Here is a 12,838-nt window from a genome sequence, read left to right on the forward strand (position 1 = left end):
CGGGCGAGAGTTGAAGTCAAGGCAACCGGTCCGGGCTGTCGGCCGAGCTGCGACGCGACTCTTTCAGGAGCAGCAGCGTCATAACCGTGGCGAGACTAGCGGTGAGCAGGTACACGGGGGACACGTTCCAACTGGCACCTTTGAAGACCAGATTGGAGAGCAATCCCGCAATCGACACGATGAAGCCGAGCCAGGCAAACCTCGGAAAGCGAAATCCACGTTCGCCGCGCCAAAGATCAAGCACGAGGTAGAACACGAGAACGGTGTTGCAGAGTGCCGCCGGCAGCAGGCCCAGGACGATCCCGCTTTCGAACGCGAGATAGGATAACACGCCGTCGACTTGAGCAATCGCCGCGAAGGGCAAATAGCGCGGATTGAGGCAGGCGAGCGCGATGGACGCTAGTTCGAACGCGTAGAAGTAGCGCTCGTGCATCTTCGGGAGGAGATACGGCATGAGCATGAGCGATACACACGCGGCGAGCAGAATAAACTCCGGCCCCGCTTGCTTGGAGCGCGCGATGAAAATCGACAAGGCGAGCCCGCTCGCCGCTGCGAGCGCCAGACCGGCCGCGACTCCGATCGCGTACGGCGTTGCCCCAGCCAACACCCAGATGTTCGCTGCATTCATGGTGAGACGGTGAAAGGTGTTGGCCTGGTCTAGATAGACCTCGAACACAGAGGCCAAGGATCTGCCGGCGACGAGAACCGGAATGGCGAGGACCACATAGATCCCGGGAATAGTGGCGAGCCACGCCACGTGTATCTTGCGGCGCAAAATCATGCCGAGCACGAAGGGCCCCAGGAATGCGGCCTGGGCCTTCACCGAAAAGGCCAACGCAAATGACACGACGCCATTTCGGTCCCGCATGAACAGCGCCACGGAAACCAGCGTGAAGAAGGTCCAGATCGAATCAGTCTGCCCCCATACTGCCCCGTTGAAGATCACCGTCGGTGCAAGCCAAACGGCACAGAAGCCCAGGGACGCGCGCAATGGCACCTTTGTAGCTTGCCAGACGATCTGGGCCACAGCGATCGCGCAGCCAAACTCGAATACTGCCGAGATCATCTTCAGGAGGGAAAGTGGCTCGCCTAGGCCATCAAATCGAGCGGCAATCAACAGGAGATAGCTGAAAAACGGGGTATAGTTGGTAAAAGCTTCGGCCAGCCCACCAACGCCGTGATCTCGAGCAAAGACATACCAGGGGATCACATACCGAATGGTGTCGTCGGTCGCGTGCTCCCGGGCGAGGTAGCGGAGCACAAGGCCCACAAATCCGCACCCGACCGCTATGGCGATTGCAAGCCGCCAACTCTTTGGCAGCGTCTTGTCCGGATTGACGTAGCGACCGGACTCGCGGCTCGCGTCATTTCCAACAATCTCTTTTGTCACGGGATCACTCGTGCGGGGTTTGTGCGCGACCATCGGCGCCCTCTGGCGGCCGCCATGAAATCGGGAACCGTTGGATACCGGAGTTCCGGACGTGGTCGGCTTTCCTTTGCGCTCGGTCAAACACAGAGGCACTCCAAGCTTCGGGCGCGTCCATAGTGACTTCTTCAAGGTCGAAGCAAGCCTCTGGGCTCCAGGTTCGTGACCTAACCTGTACGAGTAACCAATTCATGGCTGGATAATGTCTGGCTTTGCATGTCTTAGGATTGCTGCGAAAAGATTGTTTGGTTAGCGAATGCTTTAGAGAAACCAAGCGCGACGAATTGCAGCGATCAAGCTTGGGGCATGACGGCGGAGGCTGGAGTGGCATTATCGCTGCAGATGTCGCGTAAAAATCCGCACGACATGGCCCCTGACCCTCGGCGCCTCGTCGTAGAGGTCTGACGCGAGCCGCTCGATGGTCTCGCGCAGCGACATGAACTGCGCCTGCCGCGCGCTGCTTTCGGTACCCTGCATGCCCGCAAGCTCGTCCATCGCGGCGTCGCTGATCTGGCACTGCACGACCTCGCCGTCGTTCAGCATGGTGAAGAGAAAGGCCAGCCGTTCGAGATCATGGCCAATGATCCTGTCGCGCATGAGTGGCATCAAGTCGTCCCGGTCGAGCCCCCGCGCCGGACAATGCTGAAAATCTGACGCCTTGTCACCATGCGTGGGGTGCGTTAGCCGAAGGCGCAGCCCACTCCTTGTCCCGAGCTGTCGTCGGAATTGGCGGGTTACGCTTCGCTAGCCCCGCCCTACGGTCTCAGTAAACGAGAGCAGTGCCAGTAGGTTTGTCCAGCGCAATCGCCAGAGACTTGTACTCTTCGCAATCGCGGCCGCAGATCGTGGCGATACGACTTAGGTGATACATCGCCTGCTCGCGGTTGCCCTGCTCGAGCTGCCAGAGCCCATAATACTGCCAGGTCAGCACGTGATTCGGATCGGCCTTCAGCGCGCGCTCGTACCAGATCTGCGACTGCTTGTAGTCGCCGAGCTTGCGATAGGAGTAGCCGATGAGGTTGGCGACGTTCGGACGATCGTCATGGTCCAACGCTTTCAACTGCTCGATCGCAGCCGCGTAGTCGTTGCGCTCGTAGATCGTGTCATAGGCCACACGATAGCCGGCCGCGAATGCGGGGTCGCCGATGCGCGACTGGTTGTTCGGCTTCTTGCCTTTCTGGGTTGCCTTGGGGTTGGAACGTTTCGGGTAGGCTGGCTGCGCTTTCTGGTCCGAATAGGCGCCCGCATAGGGATCGGTGGAACTGGCGCCACCGCCACCGCCGCCACCGCCTCCCGCGGCCAGCCCTGGCGAAGCGAACAACGTCGCTGCGAGCATTCCCGGCACGAAAAATTTGATCATCGCTGTGATCATTGCTGCCTCCTGTTTCTGACAACGCAACCCAGACGACGTGGATAACCCTGCTCCGACGGCGGTATTCCGGAATGCTCGCGTTCTCACGGAGACGTCAGTGTCGTGCGTGCGACAGCCTTGCTGCCAGATCCTGCCGGCAAGTGGGAGGGACGCGCTACTGGAACGCGACTTCGGCGAAACTGCGGAGCTTTCGCGAATGCAACCGCTCCGATTCCTGCTGCTTGAGCCGTTCCAGCGCCTTCAGGCCGATATCGAGATGCTGGCCGACGCGGCGGCGGTAGAATTCGCTGGCCATGCCCGCGAGCTTGATCTCGCCGTGCAAGGGCTTGTCGGAGACGCATAGCAGCGTGCCGTAGGGGACGCGGAAACGGTAGCCGTTGGCGGCAATCGCGGCCGATTCCATGTCGAGTGCAACTGCGCGCGATTGCGACAGACGGCGGATCACCGCCGGGCCGGAGATCTCCCAGTTGCGATTGTCCACGCTCGCGACGGTACCCGTGCGCATCAGACGCTTCAGCTCGAAACCTTCGAGGCCCGTGACGTCCTCGACGGCCTCTTCGAGTGCGACCTGCATCTCCGCCAGCGCCGGGATCGGCACCCACAGCGGCAGCTCGCGGTCGAGCACATGGTCCTCACGCACGTAACCATGCGCAAGGACGTAGTCGCCGAGCCGCTGCGTGTTGCGCAGGCCCGCGCAATGGCCGAGCATCAGCCAGGCATGGGGCCGCAGCACGGCCACGTGGTCGGTGACGTTGCGCGCGTTGGACGGGCCGGTGCCGATGTTGATCAGGGTGATGCCGCGATAGCCGGGCTCGACCAGGTGAAAGGCCGGCATCTGCGGCGTGCGGGCGGGCGCAACGCCCGTCATCGCGCCGCCGCTGCGCGTGAGTACATTGCCGGGAGCGACGAATGCCTCGAAGCCGGCTTCGCCGGACTGAAGCCGCTGCTGGCAGAGCTGCGCGAAGGCATCGACATAGAACTGGTAGTTGGTGAAGATCACGAAGTTCTGGAAATATTCGGGGTCCGTGCCGGTGTAGTGGTAGAGCCGGCGCAACGAGTAGTCGACGCGGGCCGCCCGAAAAAGCGATAGCGGCTCGGGCGCGCCGGGCTGGAGCTCGAAAGTGCCGTCGGCGATGGCATCGTCCATGGTGGCCAAATCAGGCACGTCGAACGCATCGCGCAGCGATCCCGCGACGGCGAAGTTCTCGCTGGTGGTGATGGCCGCCTCGATGTTGATGTCGCGGCGGTAGGCGAAGTGAACGGGAATCGGTTCGCCGGATTCGCCGATTTCGGCCGGGACGCCGTGGTTCTGAATCAACAATCCGATCTGCTCGGTGAGATAGGTCCGAAACAGATCCGGACGCGTGACGCTGGTCTCGTGCACACCGGGCCGGGCGACGAAGCCGTAGGCGAGCCGCGAATCCAGCCGCGCATGCGTCGCAGTGGTGACGCGGACGAAGGGATAGAAGGCCCGCACCCGCGTCGTGATCGCCTCGCCGTTGACGTAAGCCTCGAACCGGTCGCGCAGGAACTTTGTGTTGCGCTCGTAGATCTCTTCGAGGCGGGCGACGGCGAGACCAGCGTCGGAGAAGGATTCGGTGGCGATGGACGGTGGGGATTGGATGGATTGCATTGTTCGACGCCGGGTTGCTGGGGCTGAATCGAACTATAGCAAGAACGAAGGCTCGCCGTCATTGCGAGCGTAGCGAAGCAATCCAGAAATTTCGCTGCGAAGGCAGACTGGATTGCTTCGCTGCGCTCGCAATGACGAATGGGATGACGCGCTTTCGCGCGTCACTTCTCCCGGAACGCCCGCATGAACTGGTCGTGCAGCGGCTTCATCAGATAGGACAGCATGGTGCGGTCACCGGTCTGGACGAAGGCCTCCGCCGGCATACCGGGGATCAGCTTGGAGTCGCCGAGTTTGGCGACCTCTTCCGCTGGCAACGAGACGCGGATGGTGTAGTAGCTCTGGCCGGTGCGCTGATCGGTGGTGACGTCGGGCGAGACGCGGCTGACGACGCCGTTGAGCTCGGGCGTGGTGCGCTGGTTGAAGGCGGACAGACGCAGCAGCGTCTTCTGGCCGATCTGGAGCTTGTCGATATCGACCGGATTGACCTTGGCCTCGACCTGGAGATCATCGGCCTGCGGCACGATCAGCATGAGTGCGTCACCGGCGGTGACGACGCCGCCGACGGTGTGCACCGTCGATTGCAGCACCATGCCGTCCTGCGGCGCGCGGATGTCAACGCGGCGAAGCTGATCTTCGGCCGCGACCTTGCGCTCGATCATTTCGCCGATCTTGTCGTTGGTCTCGCGCAAATCCTTCGAGACCTCGCTCACCATGTCCTTGTCGACCTGGATGATCTGGAGCTCGGTCTCGGTGATCTTGCCCTTGGCCTGCGCGCGCGAGGCAATGTATTGCGCGCGCTCGCCGTTGAGTCGGGCGGAATCGCGTTCGAGCGTGGTCAGGCGGGAGATCTGCACCAGGTGCTTGTCATAGAGATCGCGGACACCGACGAGCTCCTGCTGCACCAGCGAGATTTCCTTGTCCTTGGCTCTCTCCTGCGCGGAGAGCCCCTCGATCTCCTCGTTGAGTTGCTGGACGCGCTCGCGAAGCTGCGCCTTCTGGCCGGCGCGGCCGTTGACACGGACGTCGAACAGCTTGGTCTCGGCGGAGAGCAGGTTCTTGACATCGGGATCGTTGCCGCGCTCGAGCAGGACTTGCGGAAACTCCAGCTTGTCGATCCCGCGCTGCTCGGCCTGAAGCCGCGCCGTGCGCGCCTGCGCGGCGTCGAGATTCTTGGTGACGATGGCGAGGTTCGCCTTGGTGACGGTGTCGTCGAGCCGCACCACGATGTCACCTGCCTTGACCACGTCGCCGTCGCGGGCGCGCACCTCGCCGACCACGCCGCCGGTCGGATGCTGCACCTTCTTGACGTTGGATTCGACCACGATCTGGCCGGGCGCGATCAGCGCGCCCGAGATCTGCACGGTCGATCCCCAGCCGCCGAGCCCGACCAGGAGCACCAGCACGATCCCAAGCCCGAGCATCAGGTGAAACCGGATCGACTGCCGTACGGTCCGCTTCGCGGCGGGCTTCGCCCCGCCGAGCGCCATCGTGCTCATGCCTTGGCTCCGCCTTCGCTGACGATCTTGATCGGCGCCGGCGGCGTCACACGCGGCTGGAGCACCTGGGCGAGCACCTGCTCCTTCGGCCCGAAGGCCTGCATGCGGCCGTCGCGCAGCACCAGTATCTGATCGACCGCTTCCACGCCGATCGGGCGATGTGCCACCACGACGACGATGGCGCCGCGCTCGCGCGCCGCGCGGATGGCGCGGGTCAGCGCTTCGTCGCCTTCGGTATCGAGATTGGAATTGGGCTCGTCGAGCACGATCAGGAACGGGTTGCCATAGAGCGCGCGCGCCAGTGCCACGCGCTGCGCCTGGCCCGCGGAGAGCGCCGTGCCCTGCTCGCCGACCTGGGTGTTGTAGCCCTCGCGCATCTTGATGATCATCTCGTGCACGCCGGCTTCCTTGGCGGCGGCGATGATGCCGTCAGACGTGGCCTCGGGATCGAAGCGGCTGATGTTCTGCGCGATGGTGCCGCCGAACAATTCGACGTCCTGCGGCAGATAGCCGATATGGCGGCCAAGCATGTCCGACGACCATTGGTCGAGCGCCGCGCCGTCGAGCCGCACCTTGCCGCGGACCGGTTGCCAGACGCCGACCAGCGCGCGGATCAGCGACGACTTGCCGGAGCCGCTTGGTCCGATCACGCCGAGGCCGTTGCCGGCTTCGAGCGCAAAGGTGACGTCCTGCACGATGAGGCGCTGGTCGCCTGGCGGCACCATGGCGATGCCTTCGACCGAGAGGCGGCTGGTCGGCGCCTGCAGCTGGGTCGGCATCGTCTGCGCCGGCATCTGCTCCAGAAGTCGGGTCAGGCGGTGCCAGCTCTGCCGTGCCGCGACAAAGGATTTCCAGTGCGCGATCGCGAGGTCGACCGGCGCGAGCGCACGGGCCGAGAGGATCGAGCCGGCGATGATGATGCCGGCGGTCGCCTCCTGATGGATGACGAGATAGGCGCCGACGGCGAGCACGGCCGATTGCAGCATCATGCGCAGCACTTTTGCGACCGCGCCGAGACCGCCGGCGACGTCGCTCGCACGCTGGTTGCCGTCGAGATATTTTTCGTTGGCCTCGCTCCAGCGCGCGTTCATCCGGCCGGCCATACCCATCGACACCATGACTTCGGCATTGCGGCGGCTGGCCTGGGCGAGATCGTTGCGCTGGGCGGCAAGGCCCATCGCGTCCTTCGCCGGCTGGCGCGACATGAACTCGGTGACCAGCGTCAACCCGACCAGGATGACGGCGCCGACCAGCGCGGTGACGCCGATCATGACGTGGAAGGCGAAGCAGATGGCGAGATAGAGCGGCAGCCAGGGCAGGTCGAAGAACGCGCTCGGTCCCATGCCGCCGAGGAAGGAGCGGACATTGTCGAGATCGCGCAGCGGCTGAAGACCCTCGTTGCGGCTGCCAACCAGCAGCGGCAGGCGCACGATGGTGTCGAACACCCGCTTGTTCAGGGCTTCGTCCAGCGCGGTTCCGACCCGCCCCAGGATCCGGTTGCGGATCATGTCGAGCACGCCCTGCGCCATGTAGAGGAAGCTGGCGAGGACGATCAGGCCGACCAGCGTCGGAATGCTGCGGCTCGGCAGCACCCGGTCGTAGACCTCCAGCATGAAGATAGACCCGGTCAGATAGAGCAGGTTGATCATGCAGCTCATCAAGCCGACGCCGACGAACGCCGCGCGACAAGTGCGCAGCGCGTCACCGAGCTCTGAACGGCGGAGGCCGGGAACGGCTGCCATCAGTCTGATCTCTTTCGGGTGGGAGCCAAAGCCCCTGATTTCAAAGGCGAATTCAGGAGTAATTGACCCGGATTAATATCGCGTTTGCGCTCCTCGCCCAACGCAGCCGAATAATCCGGGACCCCTTTGGTCCACATCACCCCCGACCAGCCTCGCACGCAAGTCCGGAATCTCACGTTCTTGCGGCTTTTTCTTGCAGACATGTCACCTCTCCCCGGGCGGGGACAGGTCAAAAGTTCGATCAATTGAACTCGGGCGCCATTAGAACCGGCCGCCGCCGCGTACCAGCCGCACCACCAGCAGCAGGATGACCGCGCCGATCGCGGAATAGACGATTTCGGATATCAGCCCGGTGCCGATGTGAATGCCGAGCTTCGGGAACAGGAAGCTTGCGACCAGCGCGCCGGCGATGCCGACCACGATGTCGCCGATGATGCCGAACCCGGTTCCGCGCACCACCTTGCCGGCCAGCCAACCGGCAATCAGGCCGACGAACAGGATGACAAGCAGGCCTTCGTTGGAAATGTGCATAAGCGAGGTCCCTCTCCGTGAACGGCCCCATGGAACCGGAACCGGAATGAATGAGGTGTGAATGTTGTTCCCCGTTCCCTGGTCCAAATATTAGGACAGCGCGGTGACCGGCTCCGCCAGCACACACCTAGCCGCCCTGCCCGCTCCCACTTCCACATTCGCGGGCAGTTGCTCCAGGCAGCGAGGCTGGGCCACGGCGCAGCGGGGGGCGAAAGAGCAGGTGTTGGGCTTTTCAGCCAGCGAGGGCGGCGTGCCGGGGATGGTTTCAAGCCGCTGCCCCCGCTTGGCGCCGTGGATGGTGGAGGCGAGCAGTCCCTTGGCATAGGGATGTACCGGCGAACGGACGATGTCGCGAAGCGTGCCCTGCTCCACGATCTGGCCGGCATACATCACCGCGACGCGGTCGCAGATCTCGATGGCGACGCCGATGTCGTGGGTGACGAAGATGACGGACATGCCGAATTCACGCTGCAGCTCGCGTAGCAGCAGCAGGATCTGGATCTGCACGGTGGCGTCGAGCGCCGTGGTCGGCTCGTCCGCCAGCAGGATCTTCGGCCGGCAGGCGAGCGCCAGCGCGATCATCGCGCGCTGTCGCATGCCGCCGGACATCTCGTGCGGATAGGCATCGAGACGACGCTTGGCGGAAGGAATGCGCACGACCTCGAGCATGTCGAGTGCTCTCGCGCGTCCCTCCGCATAGCTTTTGCCCTCGTGCCGCACGACGTTTTCGGCGATCTGCGCGCCGATGGTGTAGACCGGATCGAGCGCGAGCGCGGGCTCCTGGAAGATCATCGACACGGTCTGGCCGCGGAACGACGACAGCTGCTCGTCGTTCATGGCGAGCACGTCGCGGCCCATGACGTTGACCTTGCCCGTGATCTGCGTGCGCTTCTTCGGCAACAGCCGCATCAGCGCGCGCAAGGTCACGCTCTTGCCCGAACCGGACTCGCCGAGCAGGCCCAGCACCTCGCCATCGCCGAGCGAGAGACTGAGATCGTTCACGGCATAGACCGTGCGCTCCCCGGTGAAGCGAATGTTGAGGCCTGAGATCTCGACGAGCTTTGTCATGACGGAAGTTTCGGCAGCCTATCGTGATAGTCGGTGACGCGCTGGAATGCCGCGCCGATGGTGAGCAAGGTCGCCTCGTCGAAGGAGCGGCCGATCAGCTGCATGCCAATCGGAAGACCGCTCTTGGTGAAGCCTGAGGGCACGGTGAGCGACGGCAGGCCGAGAAAGTTCACCGGACGGGTGAACAGCGTCAGCCGCTGCAACAGCGCCGGCGCGTTCGGTCCGCCGCCGACGTCGCTCTCCTCGATCGTCGGCGCCGGCACGGGAGAAGCCGGTGCGATAATCGCGTCAACGCCTGCGGCCGCCGCATTGTGCGCGGCGAGCGCCGGGCCGCGCCAGCGCATCGCCTCGAGATAGGTGATGGCGGGAACGGCAAGTCCGTTCTGAAGCCGCATCAGAACCTGCGGGCCGTAATCCTGGGCACGCTCGATCATCCAGCGCTTGTGGAACGCGGCCGCTTCGGCCGCGAGAACGAGCTGGCTTGCCGCGGACAATTGCCGCTGGTCCGGCAGCTCGACTGTGACGATGTCGGCGCCCTCGCGCTTGAGAACGGCGATGGTCTCGTCGAGCACGCGCGCGACCTCGCTGTCGAGATCGTCGACATAGAAGGACGAAGGGACGCCGATTTTGAGACCTTTCAGCGAGCCCTTGGTCGCGCCGACATAGTCGGAAAGCGGCTCGTGGCTGCAGGTCGAATCCTGGGGATCAGGGCCGGCCATCAATGCCAGCAGCAGCGCGCAGTCCTCCGCGGTGCGGGCAAGCGGGCCGACCGTGTCGAGCGACTGCGACAGCGGCATCGCGCCGGCGCGGCTGACGCGGCCCACGGTGGTCTTCAGCCCGGTGACGCCGCAGAAATGCGCGGGCATGCGGATCGAGCCGCCGGTGTCGGAGCCCAGCGCCGCATAGGTTAGCCGCGCCGCGACCGCCGAGCCGGAGCCCGACGAGGAGCCACCGGTGATATGCGCGACGTTCCAGGGATTGCGCACCGGACCGTAATGGGCATTGTGGCCGGTCGGCCCATAGGCGAACTCCGCCAGATGCAGCGTGCCAAGGCGGACCTGGCCGGCGTCCTTCAGGCGCTGCAAGGCGGTAGAGGTCACCGTCGGTACGAAATCGCGACGGATCAGCGAGCCGCAGGTCGCGACGTGGCCGGCGTCGTAATACATGTCCTTGTGCGAGAGCGGCACGCCATGCAGCGGCCCGCGGACTTCGCCTCTGGCGAGTTCGGCGTCGGCAGCGTCGGCGGCCTTCAGCGCGGCCTCCGATTCGATCGACATGAAGGCGTTGAGATGCGGCTGCCATTGCGCGATGCGGTGCAACAGCGCGCGCGTGACCTCATGCGAGGACACCTGCTTCATCGCGATCGCACGCGCGACCTCGGCGAGCGTCATCAATGCAGGCTCGGTACTCATTTCGACACCTTCTGCGTCTGCGCGATTGGGTACAGCGCGGGCTCAAGATCGAACGGCAACGTGCCGGCGACGGCCGCGAAGCCTTCAAAGGCAGGTCCGATGGAATTGGAGATGCGCGTCGCGATCTCGTCGTCGACGGGAACGCCCGCGACCTGCGCCGTCGCCTTGATCTCTTTTGTCGTCGGTCTCGTCATGCGGTTTCCTCCTTCGGCGAGCGGCTATGGCCTGAACCCGGGATCGCCATGTAGCACGCGGCCTCGTGGCCCATTGTATCGAGCGCGGTGAGCTTTGGTGTCGCATTTGCGCAGAGCGGCTCCGCAAACGGGCAACGGGTATGGAAGCGGCAGCCCGACGGCGGATCGATCGGATTGGGCGGATCGCCCGTGATCGGCGGCGTCTCGGTTCGGCTATCAGGATCGGAGGACGGCATCGCGGCCAGCAGCGCACGCGTATAGGGATGCGCGGGCCTGTCCCACACCCGGTCGACCGGACCGAGCTCGACGACCTCGCCGAGATACATCACCAGCACGCGATCGCTGATGTAGCGGACGACGTTGAGGTCGTGGCTGATGAAGAGATAGGTCAGCCCAAACTCGCTCTTGAGATCGGCGAGCAAATTGAGCACCTGCGCCTCGACGGACTTGTCGAGCGCGGAGACCGCTTCATCGAGGATCACCAGCCGCGGCGACAGCGCCAGCGCACGTGCGATGTTGATGCGCTGGCGCTGGCCGCCGGAGATCTCGTGCGGGTAGCGATTGGCGAAGTTTGCAGGGACCAGCCCCACCTTGCCCAGCAGCTCGCGCGCCAACGCACGCGCCGCGCCGTCCGCCATGCCGTGCACCTTCGGGCCGAAGGCGATCGATTCCTCGATGGTCAGGCGCGGATTGAGCGAGGCGTAGGAATCCTGGAACACCATCTGCATGCCGCGGCGCAGTTCGCGCAAGCTGAGCGACTGCCCGACACCCATGCCGTCATAGATGATGTCGCCGGTATCGCGCGGCATCAGGTGCATGAGCAGCCGCGCGGTGGTCGACTTGCCGCAGCCGGATTCACCGACGATGCCGACGGTCTCGCCCTTGGCGACGGAGAAGGACACGTTGTCCACCGCGCGCACGGTGCGCTTTGCGGCGAACAATCCGCCACGTACCGGGAAGTGCTTGGTCAGTCCATTGACCTGAAGCAGCGGCTGCGCGACGCCGCCGCGGTCCCCGACCGGTTCCAGCATCACGACGGAAGCGTTGGTTTCGCCCATGGCTAGTTCCTGATGTCCATGGCGCTACGCAGGCCGTCCGAGAGCAGGTTGAAGCAGATCGAGACCGCGAAGATCATCGCACCGGGGAGCGCGGCGACCCAGGGGTTGACGTAGATCGCGGTGCGCAAGGTGTTCAGCATCAGGCCCCATTCCGGCTCCGGCGGCTTGGTGCCGAGGCCGAGGAATGAGAGGCCTGCCGCCAGGATCATCGAAACCGAAATCAGGCTGGTGGCATAGACGAAGATCGAACCGAGCACATTGCCGAGGATATGCACGCGCATGATGGTGAATGGACCGGCACCGGAGGCACGCGCGGCGTCGACGAAGTCCATGTTGCGCACGCCTGTCGTGACGCTTTCGGCGACGCGGGTGATCTGCGGCACGAACACGACGGTCAACGACACGATGGAATTGAGGATGCCGGCTCCGAGTGCGCCGGAGATCGCAATCGCCAGCAGCACGGACGGAAACGCGTAGAACACGTCGATCGTGCGCATGATCGCGGTGTTGAGCTTGCCGCCGACATAGCCGGCGACGAGGCCAAGCGAGGTGCCGATGCAGAAGGCGAGGATCACCGGCAAAATGCCGATGAGGAGCGACAGCCGCCCGCCATAGATCAGCCGCGCCAGCATGTCGCGACCGAGCTCGTCGGTGCCGAGCGGGTAGCCTGATGTCCCGATGTGGCGCAGGCGCCGGATCATCGAGCCCTTGTAGGGATCTTCCAGACCGAGCCACGGCGCAACGATCGCAGACAGGAAGATCAACAGCAGCACCAGCGCGCAGACCATGCTGACCTTGTCGCGCCGGATGCGGCGGCCGACGGTCGCCCAATAGCCGCGCGCCCTGGTCGCGGGCGCGGCCTGAAGCGCCGCATTGCTTGTGACGGACAAAGGAAGCTCGCTCATC

12 protein-coding genes are annotated in these 12,838 nt (G+C 64.3%); all 12 read right to left on the reverse strand.

The features are described from left to right. Window positions 1-16: 16 nt before the first annotated feature. Complete coding sequence (locus IVA74_RS13545) at window positions 17-1,390, reverse strand: hypothetical protein (protein WP_247344166.1); 1,374 nt, start codon at window positions 1,388-1,390, stop codon at window positions 17-19. A 366-nt stretch (window positions 1,391-1,756) separates the two neighbouring features. Continuing rightward, complete coding sequence (locus tag IVA74_RS13550; protein ID WP_345947009.1) at window positions 1,757-2,032, reverse strand: DUF1488 family protein; 276 nt, start codon at window positions 2,030-2,032, stop codon at window positions 1,757-1,759. 157 nt (window positions 2,033-2,189) lie between these two features. Then, the gene (locus tag IVA74_RS13555; protein WP_247344172.1) at window positions 2,190-2,798 is read right to left on the reverse strand and encodes a tetratricopeptide repeat protein; all 609 of its coding nucleotides are present in this window, start codon (window positions 2,796-2,798) and stop codon (window positions 2,190-2,192) included. Window positions 2,799-2,952: 154 nt separating this feature from the next. Further along, window positions 2,953-4,431, reverse strand: coding sequence for an AMP nucleosidase (locus IVA74_RS13560; protein WP_247344174.1), 1,479 nt, complete (start codon window positions 4,429-4,431; stop codon window positions 2,953-2,955). Between the two features lie 161 nt (window positions 4,432-4,592). Next, a complete protein-coding gene (locus IVA74_RS13565; RefSeq protein ID WP_247344177.1) occupies window positions 4,593-5,927 on the reverse strand; it encodes an HlyD family type I secretion periplasmic adaptor subunit in 1,335 nt (444 codons plus the stop codon). Further along, window positions 5,924-7,669 carry a type I secretion system permease/ATPase gene (locus tag IVA74_RS13570; RefSeq protein WP_247344180.1) on the reverse strand — a complete coding sequence of 582 codons (1,746 nt, stop codon included), beginning with the start codon at window positions 7,667-7,669 and terminating at the stop codon, window positions 5,924-5,926. The genes IVA74_RS13565 and IVA74_RS13570 overlap by 4 nt, the downstream gene beginning before the upstream one ends. A gap of 261 nt (window positions 7,670-7,930) precedes the next feature. Then, complete coding sequence (locus IVA74_RS13575; RefSeq protein WP_247344183.1) at window positions 7,931-8,200, reverse strand: GlsB/YeaQ/YmgE family stress response membrane protein; 270 nt, start codon at window positions 8,198-8,200, stop codon at window positions 7,931-7,933. A gap of 90 nt (window positions 8,201-8,290) precedes the next feature. Further along, window positions 8,291-9,268: an ABC transporter ATP-binding protein gene (locus IVA74_RS13580; protein ID WP_247344186.1), complete on the reverse strand. Its 978-nt coding sequence runs from the start codon at window positions 9,266-9,268 to the stop codon at window positions 8,291-8,293. Then, a complete protein-coding gene (locus IVA74_RS13585) occupies window positions 9,265-10,680 on the reverse strand; it encodes an amidase (protein WP_247344188.1) in 1,416 nt (471 codons plus the stop codon). Before IVA74_RS13585 ends, IVA74_RS13580 begins: the two co-directional genes overlap by 4 nt. Further along, window positions 10,677-10,874 (reverse strand): hypothetical protein, encoded by a 198-nt coding sequence (locus tag IVA74_RS13590; protein WP_247344191.1) that lies wholly within the window; start codon window positions 10,872-10,874, stop codon window positions 10,677-10,679. The genes IVA74_RS13585 and IVA74_RS13590 overlap by 4 nt, the downstream gene beginning before the upstream one ends. Further along, the gene (locus IVA74_RS13595; protein ID WP_247344194.1) at window positions 10,871-11,932 is read right to left on the reverse strand and encodes an ABC transporter ATP-binding protein; all 1,062 of its coding nucleotides are present in this window, start codon (window positions 11,930-11,932) and stop codon (window positions 10,871-10,873) included. The genes IVA74_RS13590 and IVA74_RS13595 overlap by 4 nt, the downstream gene beginning before the upstream one ends. A 2-nt stretch (window positions 11,933-11,934) precedes the next feature. After that, window positions 11,935-12,837, reverse strand: coding sequence for an ABC transporter permease (locus tag IVA74_RS13600; protein WP_247344196.1), 903 nt, complete (start codon window positions 12,835-12,837; stop codon window positions 11,935-11,937). Window position 12,838: the final 1 nt, after the last annotated feature.

The sequence above is a fragment of the Bradyrhizobium sp. 132 genome, from assembly GCF_023074185.1.
In the GTDB taxonomy this organism is placed as follows: domain Bacteria; phylum Pseudomonadota; class Alphaproteobacteria; order Rhizobiales; family Xanthobacteraceae; genus Bradyrhizobium.

Coding starts and splice junctions, on each gene's coding strand:
- IVA74_RS13555 (WP_247344172.1), bottom strand. CDS start 2,798: ATGATCACAGCGATGATCAAATTTTTCGTGCCGGGAATGCTCGCAGCG.
- IVA74_RS13585 (WP_247344188.1), bottom strand. CDS start 10,680: ATGAGTACCGAGCCTGCATTGATGACGCTCGCCGAGGTCGCGCGTGCG.
- IVA74_RS13580 (WP_247344186.1), bottom strand. CDS start 9,268: ATGACAAAGCTCGTCGAGATCTCAGGCCTCAACATTCGCTTCACCGGG.
- IVA74_RS13560 (WP_247344174.1), bottom strand. CDS start 4,431: ATGCAATCCATCCAATCCCCACCGTCCATCGCCACCGAATCCTTCTCC.
- IVA74_RS13550 (WP_345947009.1), bottom strand. CDS start 2,032: ATGCCACTCATGCGCGACAGGATCATTGGCCATGATCTCGAACGGCTG.
- IVA74_RS13565 (WP_247344177.1), bottom strand. CDS start 5,927: ATGAGCACGATGGCGCTCGGCGGGGCGAAGCCCGCCGCGAAGCGGACC.
- IVA74_RS13595 (WP_247344194.1), bottom strand. CDS start 11,932: ATGGGCGAAACCAACGCTTCCGTCGTGATGCTGGAACCGGTCGGGGAC.
- IVA74_RS13590 (WP_247344191.1), bottom strand. CDS start 10,874: ATGACGAGACCGACGACAAAAGAGATCAAGGCGACGGCGCAGGTCGCG.
- IVA74_RS13600 (WP_247344196.1), bottom strand. CDS start 12,837: ATGAGCGAGCTTCCTTTGTCCGTCACAAGCAATGCGGCGCTTCAGGCC.
- IVA74_RS13575 (WP_247344183.1), bottom strand. CDS start 8,200: ATGCACATTTCCAACGAAGGCCTGCTTGTCATCCTGTTCGTCGGCCTG.
- IVA74_RS13570 (WP_247344180.1), bottom strand. CDS start 7,669: ATGGCAGCCGTTCCCGGCCTCCGCCGTTCAGAGCTCGGTGACGCGCTG.